This window comes from Cupriavidus sp. 86D6, assembly GCF_057815095.1.
The window spans coordinates 263900-280827 of the sequence record NZ_JBYPSB010000005.1 but is presented as its reverse complement, the minus strand read 5'-3'; the positions used below and the strand labels follow the sequence as shown (position 1 = coordinate 280827).

Here is a 16928-nt window from a genome sequence, read left to right as displayed (position 1 = left end):
CCTGAATCTGGACGCCGACATGCGAGAGATCAGCCTGGACCGCCTGCGCACTCTGGTCGCCATCGCCGACCGTGGGTCGTTCGCCGATGCGGCGCGTGCATTGCATCTGGCGCCGCCAACGGTCAGCCTCCATATCGCGGAACTGGAAAACCGCATTGGGGCACCCCTGCTGTCCCGCAAGCGCGGACATGTCAGGCCGTCGGCGATCGGAGAGGTGCTGATAGAGCGCGCGCGCCGGCTCCTGGCCGATGCGGAGCGGGCCTTGGACGATATTCAACGCCAGGTGCAGGGCCTTGAAGGGCGCGTGCGGATCGGGGCCTCGACCGGCGCCATCGCGCATCTGTTGCCGCAGGCGCTCGAGGTCTTGCGCCAGCAGCATCCCGCCATCGACATTCAGGTCGCCGTGCTGACTTCGCATGAAACGCTGTCCCGGCTGGCGGATGGGACGTTGGACATCGGGCTCGTTGCCCTGCCGCAGCCACCCGTGGCCGGGCTCGTCATCAAGCCCTGGCGGCGCGATCCCGTGATGGCCTTCGTGCCCGCGCACTGGGAGTGCCCGGCCCACGTCACGCCAGAATGGCTCGCTGCCCAACCGCTCATTCTCAATGACGCGACCACGCGTCTTTCACGCCTGACGGCCGAGTGGTTCGCGACGTCCGGGCATCAGCCTGCGCCGCGCATCGAGCTTAACTTCAACGACGCGATCAAGAGTCTGGTCGCGGCTGGTTACGGTGCCGCGCTGCTGCCCCATGAGGCGACAGCGCCGCCCCCCGACCAACGCATTGTCATGCGTCCGCTGCGGCCGGCATTGTGGCGCCGGCTCGGCCTCGCGCATCGTGCCGGGCACGTCGAGCGATCCACGCAACACGTTCTGGATCTGTTGCGCGATCTGCGACTGGCGTAGGCGCTTTGGGCCTGGCAACGTCGCTCATCCCGCGCCATCTGCTAGAAGAGATAACGCAGGCCAGCGTTGAAGAGCCATCCCTGGACACCGGCGGAGCCAAGGGCGTGCTGATACGACACGCGACCGTAGAGCGACATCTTCGCGGTAGGCATGCCGTTCACGCCGAGCGACAGTTGATACGCATCGCCCAGCTTCCCCGATTCGAACCGCATGTCGCTCACCTGCACGTTGGCGCCGCCGGTGAACGCGTGCAGCAGGTCGAAGCCAAAGTACGGTGTCAGGCGACCGGCAGAGACCGCCATCGGTTTGGTCAGGCGCACCCCGGCCCGGCCGACGACCTGGTTCTGCGAGCCGATATTGACCTCCAGGTTGTCGGCGTCGATCGTGTTGCTGAACCCCACATGCTGCCCGATCAACTGCAGTTGTGGCTCAAGGTTCATGCCGTAGGGCATGGCAAACGGGAAGCCGCCTTCGATAGAGGCCGCAAACACGCTACCGTTCATCGAACTGGTCCGGCCTCGCGCGTCGGTGCTCACATCGCCATCGAACCATCCGCCTGACACGATGCCGTCAACGTACCACCCGTTGCGGCTCTGGTAGGTGCCATAGCCGTTGATGCGGTAGATCGTGGCCCGCGTCCGGCTGGCGCCATCGACGGCGATTGGCGAGAACTTGAGCCACCCGACGGACCCGGCAACACCGAAGCGCCAGATGCCGTTGTCGCGCTCTTCCTTGAACAGGTTGCCGCCGAGCTGGATGGCCGCATAGTCGCCCGTGGCGTTGTAGCCGAACTGCTGGAACGGAACGTTCGTCGCATACCTGAAGTTTCCGCCGTAGGCCCGGAAGAACATCTCGCCTGGTCCCTTGTCGCGCGCAAGGTCGCGGTCGTCGCGCACCTCGCCAAGGCGCCGGTGCAGATTGTCCAGGTCGACAATGCCGGCATGCAGAAAGGACGCGGCGGCACTGAGATAGGACGCCACCTGCGGCGCCACCTCCGGGCGGGCATCGGCGGGTAGCACTTCGTTCGGGCTTGGCGTGACAGGCCCGTCGGGCTCGACATAGGCGCTTTGCAGCCGGTAGTCCCAGTAGCCAGAGGCATTGCCCACCAGCGCCCCGCCCGGGTCCGCCGCGCCGCCTTCGGCGCCGGGCCCGTAGGCAAACAGCCGGTAGGCGACCGGAGAGTTCGCGGCGGTGACGTAGCCGCCGGGCAGCGAGAAGCTGTTCGGCGACGCCGTGCCCGCCACCTGCACCACGGAAATCCCCTCTCTCGCATCGACGATGCCATTGGGCGAAGTCACGGACCCCGGGCTCGTTGCGACGGGCTTGATATGGAGGGATGTGGCCCCCCCGGCATTGCCGGCGACCAGCAACCGGTCCGTGAACTGCTGGGACAGCATGCCGCCGGCATCGAGGAAAGTATTGAGGGCAACAACGCCATTGTTGCCCACGTAGTCGCCCGTCACCGACACCGTGCGGTACGCGCTGCCGGGGATAGGGCTCGCGGCAAGCGTGCGCAGGCGGCCAAGGGGCAGGCCGGCTGCCGCCTGCACATCGATCAGGCTGTTGTCGTTCGCGAGGGCGGTGACCACTGAATTGCCGGTGACGTTCCACCGGCTGCCGTTTGCAAGGTTCAGCGTGGACTGGCTGCCCGCTTCGGTCAGTGCAGAGCCGGTCAGCGTCGAAGCGTTGGCATTGAGGGTGGCGATGCCAGGCGTGGACGCAGCACCGTTCGCCAGGCTTTGCACCTGGAACGCCACCGGCCCACTCATGACAGAGTGGTTGGCTGCGATCGTCGCTCTCCCGCCCAGCACCCGAATGGCTGCGCCCGCGTCCGACAAGACCGAACTGCTGTTCAGCGTGACCGCCTCGGTCCCGCCCAATGGTTCCGCGAGCGGAGTGGGCGGCGCCATTACTGCCAGGACCCCGGGCGAGCCATCGTCGTTCACCGGGGCGATGGGCGCCGTTCCCACCGTGCCGCTTGCGACCGCGCTGGCCGCAGCGGCGTCCGTCACGCCGAACATGTAAAGCCCTGCGGCATTCGCGCCTTGCGCATGCAGGGTGGCGTTCGTCGCATTGAGGCGGCCACCGGCGCCGATGACTGCCGCATTCGCGCCTGCGCCGCCGGTCGTTACGCCAACGCCGGTACCCTGGGCATTCGCCCGCAGGTCCAATGAGGCGTTCGTGATATAGAGCCCATGCGCGCTGGCGGCGGTTCCTGTATCGATCCGCCCGCCCGCAAGGCTCACTGCGCTCTGCTGCCAGGCATAGAGTCCGATCCCGCCGCCCGTGGTCGTGATATCGAAGTCGCTTCCGGTGTACGGGTTGGTGCCGCCCTCGAAGACCGCGCCATGCGCATTGGCGCCCGACGTTCGCACGGTCAGGCCCGCGATATCGGCCGACGGGACGCCAATCACGCGAATCCCATAGGCGCCCTGCCCCGTTGTATTGATCGCCAGGTTGCGCGCCTTCAGCGTGCCGCCGGTGTAGGCATAGACGCCGTAGTTGTTGGTGGCCAACGTGTTCACCGTGACATCGGTCAGGTCGAGGTTCGAACCGGCGGACTGCACGCCGCGTATCGCGCCACCACCGGCAGTGAATGTCGTGCCGCTGGCGGTCAACGTCGCACCGTCCTGGAGAAAGGCCGCATAGAGGCCCCCCGACACAGCCCCGCGCGTAAGGCTTGCCGACGTTCCCAATGCCCAGAGGCCTACGCCCAGCGCACTGGAGATCGTCGTGTCCGTGGCCGCGAACGTCGCACCGCCGGCCACATAGGCACCGTGGGCGCTTGTCCCGGCCGTCACAAGCGATCCACCGGTCATCGCCAGGGACGAGCCCGCGCCGGTGAGATAGGCTGCCGTCGCACCGACGCCCTGTGTACCGAAATCGCTCTGGTTGGCCATGGCCCGGGCCGCCGCGCTGACGTATATGCCGCGCGCGTTATCGCCCGTTGTGCCGACCGTCGCGCTGTTCAGCGTGGCCGTCGTACCGTTGTAGATCCACAAGCCGTGCGCCGTGCCGCCGATCGTCGATATCCTGCCGCCGGTGACGGACAGATTCGACGCACCCGCCTGGATTCCGTACGCGCCGGCGCCCTCTGTGTTCACGCTTGTGCCATTCAACCTTGCCACGGACGTATCGACGTAAATGCCGCGCGCGCTCTCGAGCCGCGTGTTGATCGAGCCTCCGGTGGTGTCGATCGTCGAATTGTCCGTGGCGAAGACGCCGAACGCGCCAGCCCCGGTTGCCGTCACGCTAGTGTCGATGAGCGTGGCGACCGCCCGATTCCACAAACGGATACCATGGCCGTTCGCACCAGTGGCGACGAGCGTCGAATCCCTTACGGTAGCGTCGGCAAACCCGCCATAGCCGCGAATCGCATTGGCGTCCGTCCCATCAGCGGACATGTACATCCGTGCGCCCACAAATATGGAAGGCCCCGTCTCCCCCGGAATGTAAATGCCGTGTACGGTTTGCCCGTGCCCCATCGCGTAGGTAAGACGCGAGGAGTCAGCGGTGCTGCCAAGGACGGTGAGGGTGCCATTTGCCACATACAAGGCATCGTTTGGCGCCCCCGACCGATAGTCGGACTGGATGACGATATCCCCCGGCTGGGTTCCGGCGTCAGGATCGATCGTCGCTGAGCCCCCACCGGCAACCGAGACGCCGGCCCCGCCGGCACCGAATGGATACGTGCCCGTCGGATAGATGCGCGTGCTGCCCTGGATGGTCCCGTGGGTCCCGAAAAACTGGAAGGCAACGTTGTAGTCGCCCGGCCCATAGGTGCCGGACGGGGTGACGTAGGTCTGGGCCTGTGCACAGCCGGCATAGACGAGGCCCATGACGACCTGCGCCAAACAGGTCGGACGATGCCTTCTCGCGCGCGGATGACCACACGTGGACCTGGGCTTGCTTCCCGCCCTCGTCATATCGTCACCTTTTCGGGCCGATCCCTAGCCATGCGGGGAATCGCCACCAGGCCCAGACCGTGGCTGCCCGAATCCCTGGCGGACCCGGATACCCGCATAGACCGACGCCGGCCCTGGGCCGGTGACTGGCCCGTCTATGATCTGACAAATTAGCAAAAATGCAATTTAGTAATTTTTTCGAGTAACTTGTCGTATTTCTCTGCTTGCGGTTTCGCCTGATGCCGAGACGGCCGCGCGCCATCGGGTCCATTTCGCGCAGGGCGCAGAGGCCGGCGGCCATCGAGGCATGTTTCTGACCAACGATATCCATGCGCAACCCGGGCTGTTTGCGCTTTTACCGCAGATCGTGGATGCGGTCAGCGTGCCGGTTATTGCAGCGGGTGCGATTGCCGACGGAAGAAGTATTGCGGCAGCCTTTGCTCTGGGGGCGAGTGCTGTGCAATTGGGCACGGCTCACTTGATGACGCCTCAGGCCGGCAGGTCCGGCATTCACCGCGCCGCCCTGCGCACAGCACGTGACGACATGACGCGCCTGACCAATCTTTACACGGGCCGGCCGGCACGTGGATTGTTGACGCACTTCATGCGCGAGCAAGGGCCGATGAGTGCAGCAGCGCCAACGCTCCCCCTGGCAACCGGTGCGGTCGATCCGCTTCGTTTCGCGTATGAAAAAGGCGGACACAGCGATTTTTCGATTCTCTGGGCGGGCGAAGCCGCAGCAATGGCGCGGGATGAGGACGCGGGGCTTCTCACGCAACGCCTCTGGGAGGAAGCGCAACAATGCGCCGCTGGTCTTCGCTTGCACGGCGGGTGAGACCGCGGAACAGTGGCTTACCGGTGATTGCAGTTCCCGAAACGGGCCAGGCAATGCCACACCTGCTTGAGCATCTGCGGATCGTGCTGGCCGACGCGCACGGCCTCGCCGATCCGCATCGGTGTCAGCCCGTCATCGCCTGCAAGCAACGCCGCAAGTTCAGCGACAGCCCGGCCGCGGTATTCGTGCTGTTGGCGCAGCAAATCCGCTTCTGCCCGAAAACCGGCGTGCCATTCGACGCGGCAGGGCAATGCATGCGCAAGCGCCTCGACTTCCGTATTCCGGAATGATGGGTCAAGTACGATGGCGTCCACGTCGCTCGCGATGTGCACCCCGCCGTGAACATGCGCCTCGATGTAATGGTCAAGCGGATCACCCTGCCCCGCCACGGCAGCCAGACGTTCTACAAGGGCAAAGCGGTCCGCCACGCCGAAGTGACTCGGCCCATAGACACTGTCCGGGTGGCAAAACGTCGTGCGATCCAGTACGCCGGAAGCAAGCCGCAGATGCGCCGAGCCAAAGCGTGGCGCTGCGCCGGCTGGCGCATGACCCAGATTCAGCGCGCCATAGCGCGGCCGCTCGGAAGGCGATGCGGTGTCATAGGCCTGCCCGAAGATCCGGCTTTCCCATTGCCACCGATCGCCACCGGGGTAGGCGGTCAGCCCGCCATTGCTGGTGCCAGTTTCGAATTGAGATCGATACACGCCATCCTCGGCCATCACCGCCAGCAGCGGCCGCCCCCGAACCATCCGGTCCGGGTGGAAGTTCAGCGTGACCCGCCACCCCGGATCGACCGGCCGGCCTGCAGATCTCGCGGCAACGTAGGCCCAAGCACGGGCGGCAGGGGTTCGGGCGGATGACATGGTGGCGCGGAAGTTTCACGGGAACACTTGGCCAATTTTACCGGCAGCGAGCAAGCCGGCAGCTGGGCGCCGAAGTCTAGCCCCCCGCTCAGATTCCCTGTCCGCCAGACACTTCAATTCGCTGTGCATTGACCCAGCGGTTGTCCTCCGACAGCAGGCTGGCGATCATCGGACCCACGTCGTCGGCCACCCCGACGCGCCCCAACGCCGTCATCCCGGCGAAGTAATGGTTGAATGCCGGCGTGTCGCGTACTGCGCCGCCGAAGAAGTCCGTTTCGATCGCACCCGGCGCTACGGCGTTGACCGTGATCCTGCGCGGGCCAAGCTCTTTGGCCATGTAGACGGTGAGCACTTCCACGGCGCCCTTGACCGCTGCGTAGGCGGACCACCCTTCGGCCGATACGCGCGTCAGCCCCGTCGAGAGATTGACAATGTGACCGCCATCTGCAAGCAGCGGCAGCATCGTCTGGGTGAGAAAGAACACCCCCTTGAAATGCACATTGACGAGCATGTCGAACGCCGCCTCGCGCATCTCGGCGATCGGCGCTACGTCGCCATGTCCCGCGTTGTTGACAAGGTGGTCGAAGCTGTCGCGCTGCCAGGTCTGACGCAGCACGGATCTCAGCCGTTCTGCGAACCCGGGGAAAGTGGCGATATCGCCGGCATCGAGTTGCAGCGCCACCGCCTTGCGGCCCAGCTTCCGGATCTCCGTGACGACCGCGCTTGCCTCCGCTTCGCGGCTTTGGTAGGTGAGGATGACGTCGCCGCCCTTGCGGGCGATCGACAGGGCCGTGTTGCGGCCGAGGCCTCGGCTGGCGCCGGTGACGAGAGAGATCGTGGTCATGCGTACACTCCTTGGCGTGTGAGGAAAACCGGTGTCCATTCTGTCGCCTGGCACGCCTGAATCCCTTGCCTGAATCTCTTTCTTCCTTGCCTTTTTCTCCAAACGTGGTGTCCCAGTTCGTGGGAACCCGCTACGATGGCAGGTGATGAATCGCCACCCTGCCCCACGATGAGTGACCTGTTGCTTGATGCCGTGCGCCGCTATGCGGAGGCGCATGCCGGTCCCACCGGCATTGCCCGGACTCCCATTCCGGGCCTGACAGCCATCCGGGCGACGGCCCCGAGCGGCATTGACTATGCCATCTCCAGACCGCTCGCCTGCCTTGTCCTGCAAGGCAGCAAGCGCGTGGCGATGGGCAAGCAGACGTTCGACTTCAGCGCGGGCGATTCGCTGCTGATTACGTCGGACGTGCCGACGATCAGCCAGATCACGCGCGCCAGCACTGACGCGCCGTACTATTCCCTCGTGTTGGATCTCGATGTGGCGGCTATCGCCGAATTGGCAGCCGAGATAATGCCCGGGCCGGTCGCCCCCGATTCGCCTGTGCAGGTCGAACCGTCGGACGCCGACGTCGCCGATGCAGCGCTGCGGCTGATGCGGCTGATTGCGCGTCCGGCGGCAATACCAGTGCTGCAGGCACAGCTGGTGCGCGAAATCCACTACTGGCTGCTGGTGGGCAAGCATGGCCCGGTGATTCGGCAGATCGGCCGTCCGCAGAGTCACGCTCAACGTCTGGCCCGGGCCGTGGCTTTGCTGCGCACCGAGTTCGCTCAACCGCTTCCGGTTGAACGCCTCGCTTCAGCCGCTGGCATGAGCGCGTCGTCCTTTTACCAGCACTTCCGGGCAGCGACATCGCTGTCGCCGCTACAGTTTCAGAAGCAGTTGCGCCTCATCGAGGCACGTCGACTGATGACGTCCGAAGGCATTTCGGCGAGCGATGCTGCGTTTTCCGTGGGTTATGAAAGTGTCCAGCAATTTACGCGCGAGTACCGCCGGATGTTCGGCCTACCGCCGGGAAAGGACCGGGATGCGGCAATGCAAGGAGCCCAGCCCGACCGATCCACCGCGCAGGGCGAGGGAATTGCCTGCGTGGGCGATATGTTGAACGTGCGCGCGTAGGCAACCCCCGTCCTTGCGAACCTCGATGCCCAGGGAAATCCAGTCGGCGTTTCTTCACGGAATCGAAGGTGCGTCTGTCGCGCCCATGACATCACAGTGACGGTGAAAGGGCCCGCCCCAACGCGCCACCTGTGAGCGGCGATCCCGGGCACCCAAAAAAACTGGCGAAGGTTCTATCCTTGGGAAAGGGGATGGCGGGCACGAAGCCATCCTCGCTGGATCTTGGTCAGGCAACGACACCGATGGCATCATGAAGCTCATTCACGCGCCGACCGCGCTGACCGCGGTGTGCTTGATGCTGGCCGGCTGTGTTTCAACTGGCGTGGACATACGGCCGGACCAGTTGTCGAACTTCCTGCTTGGCTTCTCCACCATCGACGATGTGACCAACCAGCTCGGCACACCCTCATCCCAGGTCACGCTCAAGACAGGGTCAACCATCCTGGTTTATTCCTTCGCCACCTCCCACCCCCACGCTGAGAGTTTTATCCCGTTCATTGGTCCGCTCTTTTCCGGAGGCGAAATCCGGTCGTCGACCGTCTTGCTCGAATTTGACGAGAACGGCATTCTCAGAAGTGAACGCCGAACCACGTCGAGCGGGACGTCCGGCCTGACGGTATTGCCCGCCAATGCAATGTAGTTCGGCTTCATCCGGCGACTCACCACCTTGGCTCTCCTCAGGTAATCAAAGAAATTGGCTCGGAATCGCCCACTCGATATCACGGATGCCATGTCGTCGGGCGGACGCTCGGGTCCCGGGAGCCGGATATTGCATAGGACACTTCCTTTCCCGCTGCCAGCAACAGATCCGCATACTCGGCCAGCTTATCCCGCGTCAGCCGGCTAATGGGGCCGGAGATGCAAAGCGCCCCGGCCAACGTCCAATGGATGCCAAACACCGGGACAGCAAGACTCGAAACCTCAGGCTCTCGTTCGCCCATTGAAATGAAATAGCCATCCCTGCGGATGGTCTCGTATGGCTCGCCGCTTTCGCCTGCGAATGCCCGCAACACTCTGCCCGGCGCCCCGGTGAGGGGAAGCCGTTCCCCGACGCGCACGTGGTGCCGCACCGCGCCCGGACCTTCCACTCGCACCAGGCAGGCCCGCGTGTCTCCTTCCCGCACATAAAAGGCCGCGCTTTCGCGTGTTTCGTAGCTGATTCGCCTGAGCACCGGCTCCACCGTTTCATTCACGCGAAAAGCAGCCTGATAGCGCGCACCGAGCCACCCTGCGGCGGCGCCGAGGCGCCATTGGCCATCTTCGCGTTGGACCAGGTACTCGCTTTGCGCAAGCGTCCGCGCCGTGCGCAGAACGGTCGATTTGCCCATCCCGACGCGTCGGCTCAACTCCGACAGGGTCAACGAAGCGTCATCGGCAGAGAACGCCTCCAGAATTTGCAAGGCGCGCGTGACTGCGATGATTGTGTCTTTATCGGCACCCTCGGGGGCCTGTGCAGGCTGGGCATTCCGTTTCATGGCACGTGTTTCGCTATGGACAACGCGATTGTATAGCACGGAACAGAAATCTATAGTCGAGGCACAAATACAAGGTTCGACTGGAGACACCCTTGAACATCATCCTTCGCGTTCTGGCGGCATGCGCCATTGCTGCAGTGCCTGGCCTTCCTGCGTACGCCGCAGATACCTATCCGACCAAGCCCATTCGCCTCATCGTGCCCTTCCCGCCGGGCGGGGCGCCGGATACCTTCTCGCGCGAAATCGCCCAACAATTTAGCCGGGACCTGAAGTGGACCATCATCGTCGACAACAAGCCAGGCGCTGGCGGCAACCTCGGCGTGGAAGCTGCGGCCAAGGCATCGCCTGACGGCTACACGCTGGTATTCGGCCAGACCAGCAATCTTGCTATCAACCCGTCGCTGTACAAGAAGCTGCCGTATGACCCGACGAAAGATCTGACGCCTATCGGCTTGATTGCCTCGGCACCGCTCGCGATTGTCACCAACAACAGTTCACCGTACAAGAATCTGACCGACGTGCTTGCCGCCGCAAAAGCCAAGCCAGGCACGGTCACCTTCGGCACACCGGGCAACGGTACGGTCGCACACCTCGCCATGGAACTCCTGCAAAAGCAGGCCGGCGTGAAGATGCAGCACATCCCATACAAGGGTGCGTCGCAGGCGCTCACCGACGTTCTGAGTGGCCAGGTGGAAATCTATATTGGCTCTGTCCCGACGGTGATGGGTCAAATCAAGATGGGCAAGCTGCGCGGAATCGCAGTGACCTCTGCGAAGCGGTCGCCGCAATTGCCCAACACGCCGACCGTAGCGGAGGCGGGCGTGAAGCAATTTGACGCGGACACATGGTTCGGCCTGCTTGCACCCGCCGGCACCCCGGCACCCATCGTCACCAGACTCAACGCCGAATTGAATCGCGTACTCCAGGTCCCCGCCGTGCGTTCCAAGATCGAGGCGGAAGGCGGACAGGTCCTGGGCGGTAGTACCTCGGCGTTTGCCGGCCTATTGCAAAAGGATCTTGCTCGCTGGCGCGTCGTGGTCAGCGACTCGGGCGCGACCATCGATTAACGCATCGGCGCGCATCCGCGCGCCGGAATCCACTTTCGCAGTTTCTCGATCCGTCAGTTGCCTTGCCAACTGCGCGGCTGGCTTCACTCGCACATTTTAGGAGCAACTATGTCGCCCACCCAGCAACTCCCTGATGTCATCCGTGATTTCGAACGCGTTTCGCCCGACATCGTCAAGCAGGCGTCCGAGTTCGCGTCTTCGATCTTTGCCGATGTCGCCGGCCGACGCGGCGGCCTGCACGGGCGGATCGCGCCACTGAGCCAAAAGAGCAAGTTCTGCGGTCCGGCTGTCACCGTGGAAGTTCGCCCCGGCGATAACCTCATGATTCACGCCGCGATGGCACTGGCCAAGCCTGGCGACGTCATCATCGTTGACGGCAAAGGCGACCAAAACAGCGCGCTGATGGGCGCCATCATGGTCAATCAGTGCATTGCTCTCGGTGTGGCGGCCGTCGTTCTGGACGCTGCTGCGCGGGACGCCGAAGAGATCATCGAGACGGGCTTCCCCATGTACTCCGTCGGGCTGAATCCCAACGGGCCGACCAAGTTCGTACCCGGCCGCGTCAATCATCCGATTCAATGCGGCGGTGTTACGGTGCGCCCGGGCGACCTCGTCATCGGCGATGCAGACGGCGTGGTCGTCATCGAACGCGAAAAGGCGCCGGCTCTGATTGAAGAGGCTGCAAAGAAGGTAGCGGCGGAGCGCAAACGCATCGAAGGTATCAAGTCTGGCGAAGCACTGCGACCATCCTGGCTGGACGATGCCCTGCGTGCCGCCGGTGTGCTGAAGGCTGGAGAAACGCTGTGAGTACGTCAGCCAAGCCCGTCATCGTTGTGACCGCGGCAAACATTGCGCCACAGGCGGTCGCGCTGCTGTCCGACTTCGAACTGGTCTATGCAGGAAAAGCGGCAACCGAAGAAGAGACCGCAGAACTTTGCCGCCGATACGCGCCTGTGGCGATCATCGTCCGCACGAGCAAGATCGGCGCCATGGCGCTCGACGCGGCGCCGTCGATCCGCGTCCTGTCGAAGCACGGAAGCGGCATCGACAACATCGACCAGGAAGCTGCGAAGGCGCGCGGCGTCAAAGTGGTGGCCGCGGCGGGCGCAAATGCGGCGGCCGTGGCCGAGCAGGCGCTGGCGTTGATGCTCGCCTGCGCAAAATCGGTGGTGACGCTGGACCAGCGCACGCGCAATGGCCATTGGGACAAATCGACGCACCAAAGTCTTGAACTGCAAGGGCGCACGCTTGGTCTTGTTGGCCTGGGTGCGATCGGCCGGCGCTTCGCGCGGATCGCCAACGCCATGGATATGAAGGTGATCGGATATGACCCCTATGCCGCCGACCTGCCGACGAGCATCGAACCCGTCAGCCTGGACGCGATCTGGGAAACCTCGGATGTCATATCGTTCCACTGCCCACTGACCGCCGAGAATCTCGGCCTGCTCAACGAGGCCAGCCTGTCCCGATGCAAAGACGGCGTGATCGTCGTCAATACCGCACGCGGCGGGCTCATCGACGAAGACGCACTTCTGGCAGCCGTTGCAAGCGGCAAAGTGGCCGCGGCAGGCCTGGATTCGTTGCAGCAAGAGCCGCCACCTGCCGATCATCCCTTCTTCGGACACAGCAAGTTCATCCTCAGTCCGCACATCGGCGGCGTCACCAGCGATGCCTTCGTCAACATGGGCGTAGCCGCTGCGAAGAACGTGCTGGCCGAACTTGCGAAGCTGCAGTAAGGAGCCGACATGAGCGAAGCACCAAGGCGGTGGCAGCGTAAGCCGGACGGCAGCAATTGGGGCGAGTTTGGACCAGACGATCAACGTGGGCGCATGAACCTCGTGGATCGCGCCAAGGTACTGCAAGGCGTCGCGGAAGTACGCGAAGGCATTACGTTCTGCCTTTCGCTTCCTCTCGATTACCCGGGCGGCCAAACCATGAACGTGCGTCGGCAGCCACCGCGGCGATTCGCCGTCGTCCGGGATGGAAAGAGCGCCGGGCAGCAGGGTTTCTGCTGGTCGTACCGTTCCGAGGATCCCGATCTGACGGACGTGGTCAATGACGATGTCGTGCTCATGAGCCTGCAGTATTCCACGCAGTGGGACAGCCTGGCACACGTGGGCAGCCATTTCGATGCCGACGGTGACGGCAGCGACGAAGCCGTCTTCTACAACGGCTTCCGGGCCGGCGAGGACATCAGAGCCGGCGTCGAGACGCAAGCGCCCGAGGCATGGGCAAGATACGAGAACCCCGAAGCCGCCGCATTGAGTATTGCCGTGCTTGCCGAGCACGGCGCGCAAGGTCGCGGCGTCATGATCGACATCGAGCGTCACCTTGGGCGCAAACGGCAGGCGGTCGGCTACGACCAGCTCATGCGCATTCTGGAAGCCGATAACGTAACGGTCGAGCCGGGCGATATGGTTTGCCTCCATACCGGGTTCGCCGACACTTTGCTATCGATGAACAAGTCGCCGGACCTCAAGGTACTTCACGAATCCGGCACCGGATTGGACGGCTACGACGCGAAGCTGCTCAATTGGATCACCGATTCGCGCCTGGCATGCCTGCTGGCAGACAATCCCGCCGTGGAACTGGTTGTGCCGAAACCGCTGACGCCGTCCCCCATTCGCGGGCCCCGACTGCCGCTGCATGAACATTGCCTGTTCAAGAATGGCATCCATCTGGGCGAGCTTTGGCATTTGACACCATTGGCATACTGGCTGCGCGAGAACAAACGTAGCCGCTTCCTGCTGACCGCGCCGCCTCTGCGCCTTCCCGGTGCCGTCGGATCGCCCGCGACGCCGATCGCAACCGTCTAAACCATAACGACAGCTACAGCTTCTGGAGACAAGAATGTTCAAGCCCGTTACCCGCGCCATTGCCAGCCTCGCACTGCTGTGCGCCGCCACCAGTGCCAGCGCCGCCTATCCCGATCATCCAATTCGCCTCGTCGTTCCCTATCCGGCAGGCGGCGCGGCCGATACGGTCGCCCGCATTGTCGCCGCACCTCTGGGCACCAAGCTGGGCCAGACCATCGTTGTCGACAACCGCCCCGGCGCAAGTGGTGTGATCGGTGCCAGCGCTGTCGCCAAGGCCGCGCCGGACGGTTACACCCTGCTGCTGGACGCCACCGCATTTTCGGTCAACCCCAGCCTGCAACCGAAGCTCCCCTACGATACCGCGAAGGACTTCGCTCCCATCTCACTTGTGGTACGCGTGCCGAACCTTCTGGTGGTGCCGCCGAACTCTCCGTTCAATTCGCCCAAGGATATCGTGGCGCGTGCGAAGGCCACGCCGGGAAAACTCACCTATGCGTCCGCGGGATCGGGCACCGCACAGCACCTGGCGGCAGAACTGTTCCGTCAACAGTCGGGGCTCAACATGCTGCACGTACCCTACAAGGGCGGTGCACCAGCGTTGAGCGACCTGATGGGCGGCCAGGTCGACATGATGTTCAGCAACATGGCAGCGTCTTACCCACTGGTCTCCGGCAAGAAGTTGAAGGTACTGGCGACCACAGGCGCGAAGCGGTCTCCCGCGCTGCCAGATGTCCCTACCATCGCCGAATCGGGGCTGCCGGGCTACCAGGTGTATGAGTGGAACGGCTTGTTCGCGCCTGCCGGCACCTCGGCGGAGATCATCGACAAGATCAACAAGGCAACCATCGAGGTCTTGACACAACCCGCCGTCAAGGAACGTCTCGCGGCGATCGGCGCGGAAGCTTCTGGCGACAAGCCCCAGGAATTCCGGAAGTTCCTTGATGCCGAGCGCGAGAAATGGGCGACAGTCATTAAGCAGGGCAATATTCGCCCGGAATGATGTCGGGAAACCAGGATGGTCTGGTCGCTCAGCGGCAGGGCGTCGATCCTCCTGGCTTTCTCGCGGACGATCGAACGCGTAAACAAGCTTGTTCGCCGGTATCTGGGACAAGGAGCGGATCGTGGCTACGGATTGCCAGAACCGACGGGAAAAATCGTCTTCTTTAGCGCAGCCGGATCGATGGGTTTCACAATGTGACCATGGAACCCCGCCTCGGCAACACGGTCCCGTACGGCTGCCTCACTGAACCCGGTTAATGCGTAGAAGCGCGTATGGTTCAGCTTTGCAAACTCCCGGAGTTCTTCGATCAACGCGTATCCGTCCATATCGGGCATCGCCAGATCGATCAACGCGACATCGGGAACAAAGGTGGAAACCTTGCGGATGGCAGACACACCATCGTAGGCGACTTCTATGGCGTGCCCTTCCATTTGGAGAAGCATGCCAAGGCTGTCTGCGGCATCCTGGTTGTCGTCGACAATGAGGATGTTCAAGCCGGCGACTGGAAACTCCGTCATACAGGGCTCTTCTGATGAAGACGTTTGCGTCGCAATAGGCAACTGGATTGTGAACGTGCTTCCCTGTCCCGGCCCGGCACTGGCGGCGCTAATGGATCCGGCATGCTTTTCGATGATCGATTTGCACAGAGACAGGCCGATCCCCAGGCCGCCGGTTGCGCTATAACCGGGTTCTTCGACTTGAACAAATAGATTGAAGATGTCCGAAAGCATATCGCGCGGGATGCCACGGCCGTGGTCGGTAATGGAAATCGTGCCAATCTTGTCCCAGGCTTTGCACTCTACAGCGATCGTCGTGCCTTCGGGAGAGAATTTCGACGCGTTGTTCAGCACGTTTTGCAGGACCTGACTAAGACGCGTAAGGTCGCCGAAGACATGGAAATTCTCGCCGCATAGTTGCAAATCGATCCGCTGTTGCTTGGCGGAAAAGAGCGGCAAGCAGGCCTCCAACCCTATCTCAATCACCGTTTGAATCGGGATGACTGCGCTTCGCAACTCCAGCTTCCCCACAGCCATCCGGCCGACATCCAACAGGTCGTCGACCAGGCGGCTCAGATGACGCAGTTGCCGGAGAACAACGCTCAGATTGGCTTTGACAAGGCCCCCATCGTCCGGATGTTTTTCAATGATCGCGGTTGCGTTGAACATCGGGGCGAGAGGGTTTCTGAGCTCATGCGCTAACGTAGCCAGGAACTCATTCACTCTTCGCGCAGACGCTTCAACTTCTTCCAGGTGCCTGCGTTCGCTCATGTCGCGGGTTATCTTCGCGAAGCCCACCAAATGATGGTGCTCGTCATAAACGGCGGTGAGCGTAACGCTCGCCCAGAATTGAGTGCCGTCCTTTCGCACACGCCAGCCTTCATCTTGCACGCGGCCCTGATCCCTCGCGATGGAGAGAAGCCGTTCCGGCTTGCCCGTCATCCGATCCTCGGGCGGGTAGAAAACCGAGAAATGCTGGCCGACAATTTCGCGGCTCGCGTAGCCTTTTATGCGGTTGGCTCCAACGTTCCAACTGGCGACGCGGCCTTCCGTGTCGAGCATGAAGATTGCGTAGTCGTACACGTTCTGCACGAGAAGTCGGAACGTCGATTCACTTTCCCGCAGTCGCTCGGAGGACTCCATCTGTTGCGTGACGTCCCGAATGACCATTCCCATGCCAATCAGTACATCGTCGGCGTTGTGCACGGCCGTGATACTGTTGCTGCACCAGAAGCGGCTTCCATCCTTTCGCATCAGCCAGCCGCCATCTTCAAGCTTGCGATGACGTTGGGTCAGAAGGAGTGCCTTCTGTGGCCACCCTCGCGCGATCGCGTCCTCGGTGTATAGCCGCGAGAAGTGCAAGCCAATAGCCTCGGATGCGTCGTATCCGAGCATGCGTTGCGCCCCCCGATTCCAGCTCGTAATGACACCATTTGTATCGAGGAGGACGATTGCATAGTCGGCCACCGTATCCACGAAGGCAAGGAACAGATCCTGTTGATCTGAGGGAATATTTGACGCGGGGCTGTGGGCGGGGGGAGACATAGGGACTCGTTGATTGGTCCACTATAGTCTCGCAATGCATGAGCATCTGATGTCGGGC

General features: G+C 63.0%; 13 protein-coding genes and 1 pseudogene. 9 read left to right on the top strand and 5 right to left on the bottom strand.

Translation table 11 applies throughout. From position 1 onward, the window contains the following. Positions 1 to 19: 19 nt before the first annotated feature. Positions 20 to 904, top strand: coding sequence for a LysR family transcriptional regulator (locus tag AC3G88_RS14660; protein ID WP_488772026.1), 885 nt, complete (start codon positions 20 to 22; stop codon positions 902 to 904). Positions 905 to 945: 41 nt separating this feature from the next. On the opposite strand, the gene AC3G88_RS14655 is transcribed toward AC3G88_RS14660, so the two are convergent. Then, positions 946 to 4743 carry an autotransporter outer membrane beta-barrel domain-containing protein gene (locus AC3G88_RS14655; protein ID WP_488772027.1) on the bottom strand — a complete coding sequence of 1266 codons (3798 nt, stop codon included), beginning with the start codon at positions 4741 to 4743 and terminating at the stop codon, positions 946 to 948. A 340-nt stretch (positions 4744 to 5083) separates the two neighbouring features. Between AC3G88_RS14655 and AC3G88_RS14650 the strand changes: the two are divergent. Beyond that, positions 5084 to 5644, top strand: a pseudogene (locus AC3G88_RS14650) (NAD(P)H-dependent flavin oxidoreductase); the annotation flags it as partial. 17 nt (positions 5645 to 5661) lie between these two features. Here AC3G88_RS14650 and AC3G88_RS14645 read toward each other — a convergent pair. After that, positions 5662 to 6507 (bottom strand): DUF3626 domain-containing protein, encoded by an 846-nt coding sequence (locus AC3G88_RS14645; protein WP_488772029.1) that lies wholly within the window; start codon positions 6505 to 6507, stop codon positions 5662 to 5664. Between the two features lie 88 nt (positions 6508 to 6595). After that, on the bottom strand, positions 6596 to 7351 hold the full coding sequence (locus tag AC3G88_RS14640) for an SDR family NAD(P)-dependent oxidoreductase (RefSeq protein ID WP_488772030.1): 756 nt from the start codon (positions 7349 to 7351) through the stop codon (positions 6596 to 6598). Positions 7352 to 7519: 168 nt separating this feature from the next. Here AC3G88_RS14640 and AC3G88_RS14635 point away from each other — a divergent pair, with 168 nt between their 5' ends. Together AC3G88_RS14635 and AC3G88_RS14630 are read left to right on the top strand one after the other, a co-directional pair. Further along, positions 7520 to 8470, top strand: coding sequence for an AraC family transcriptional regulator (locus tag AC3G88_RS14635; RefSeq protein WP_488893461.1), 951 nt, complete (start codon positions 7520 to 7522; stop codon positions 8468 to 8470). A gap of 250 nt (positions 8471 to 8720) precedes the next feature. Continuing rightward, on the top strand, positions 8721 to 9110 hold the full coding sequence (locus AC3G88_RS14630) for a hypothetical protein (RefSeq protein ID WP_488772032.1): 390 nt from the start codon (positions 8721 to 8723) through the stop codon (positions 9108 to 9110). 79 nt (positions 9111 to 9189) lie between these two features. Here the strand turns inward: AC3G88_RS14630 and AC3G88_RS14625 are convergent, their stop codons facing one another. Continuing rightward, a complete protein-coding gene (locus AC3G88_RS14625) occupies positions 9190 to 9945 on the bottom strand; it encodes an IclR family transcriptional regulator (protein WP_488772033.1) in 756 nt (251 codons plus the stop codon). A gap of 101 nt (positions 9946 to 10046) precedes the next feature. Here AC3G88_RS14625 and AC3G88_RS14620 point away from each other — a divergent pair, with 101 nt between their 5' ends. The 5 genes from AC3G88_RS14620 to AC3G88_RS14600 all read left to right on the top strand — a co-directional run bounded on the left by AC3G88_RS14620 (position 10047) and on the right by AC3G88_RS14600 (position 14828). Continuing rightward, positions 10047 to 11012: a Bug family tripartite tricarboxylate transporter substrate binding protein gene (locus AC3G88_RS14620; RefSeq protein ID WP_488772372.1), complete on the top strand. Its 966-nt coding sequence runs from the start codon at positions 10047 to 10049 to the stop codon at positions 11010 to 11012. 108 nt (positions 11013 to 11120) lie between these two features. Further along, positions 11121 to 11819, top strand: coding sequence for an RraA family protein (locus AC3G88_RS14615; protein WP_488772034.1), 699 nt, complete (start codon positions 11121 to 11123; stop codon positions 11817 to 11819). Next, positions 11816 to 12748 carry a hydroxyacid dehydrogenase gene (locus tag AC3G88_RS14610; RefSeq protein ID WP_488772035.1) on the top strand — a complete coding sequence of 311 codons (933 nt, stop codon included), beginning with the start codon at positions 11816 to 11818 and terminating at the stop codon, positions 12746 to 12748. Before AC3G88_RS14615 ends, AC3G88_RS14610 begins: the two co-directional genes overlap by 4 nt. A 9-nt stretch (positions 12749 to 12757) precedes the next feature. Continuing rightward, positions 12758 to 13828: a cyclase family protein gene (locus AC3G88_RS14605; RefSeq protein WP_488772036.1), complete on the top strand. Its 1071-nt coding sequence runs from the start codon at positions 12758 to 12760 to the stop codon at positions 13826 to 13828. 34 nt (positions 13829 to 13862) lie between these two features. Next, positions 13863 to 14828: a tripartite tricarboxylate transporter substrate binding protein gene (locus AC3G88_RS14600; protein WP_488772037.1), complete on the top strand. Its 966-nt coding sequence runs from the start codon at positions 13863 to 13865 to the stop codon at positions 14826 to 14828. A 125-nt stretch (positions 14829 to 14953) separates the two neighbouring features. On the opposite strand, the gene AC3G88_RS14595 is transcribed toward AC3G88_RS14600, so the two are convergent. Continuing rightward, positions 14954 to 16870 carry a hybrid sensor histidine kinase/response regulator gene (locus AC3G88_RS14595; protein ID WP_488772038.1) on the bottom strand — a complete coding sequence of 639 codons (1917 nt, stop codon included), beginning with the start codon at positions 16868 to 16870 and terminating at the stop codon, positions 14954 to 14956. Positions 16871 to 16928: the final 58 nt, after the last annotated feature.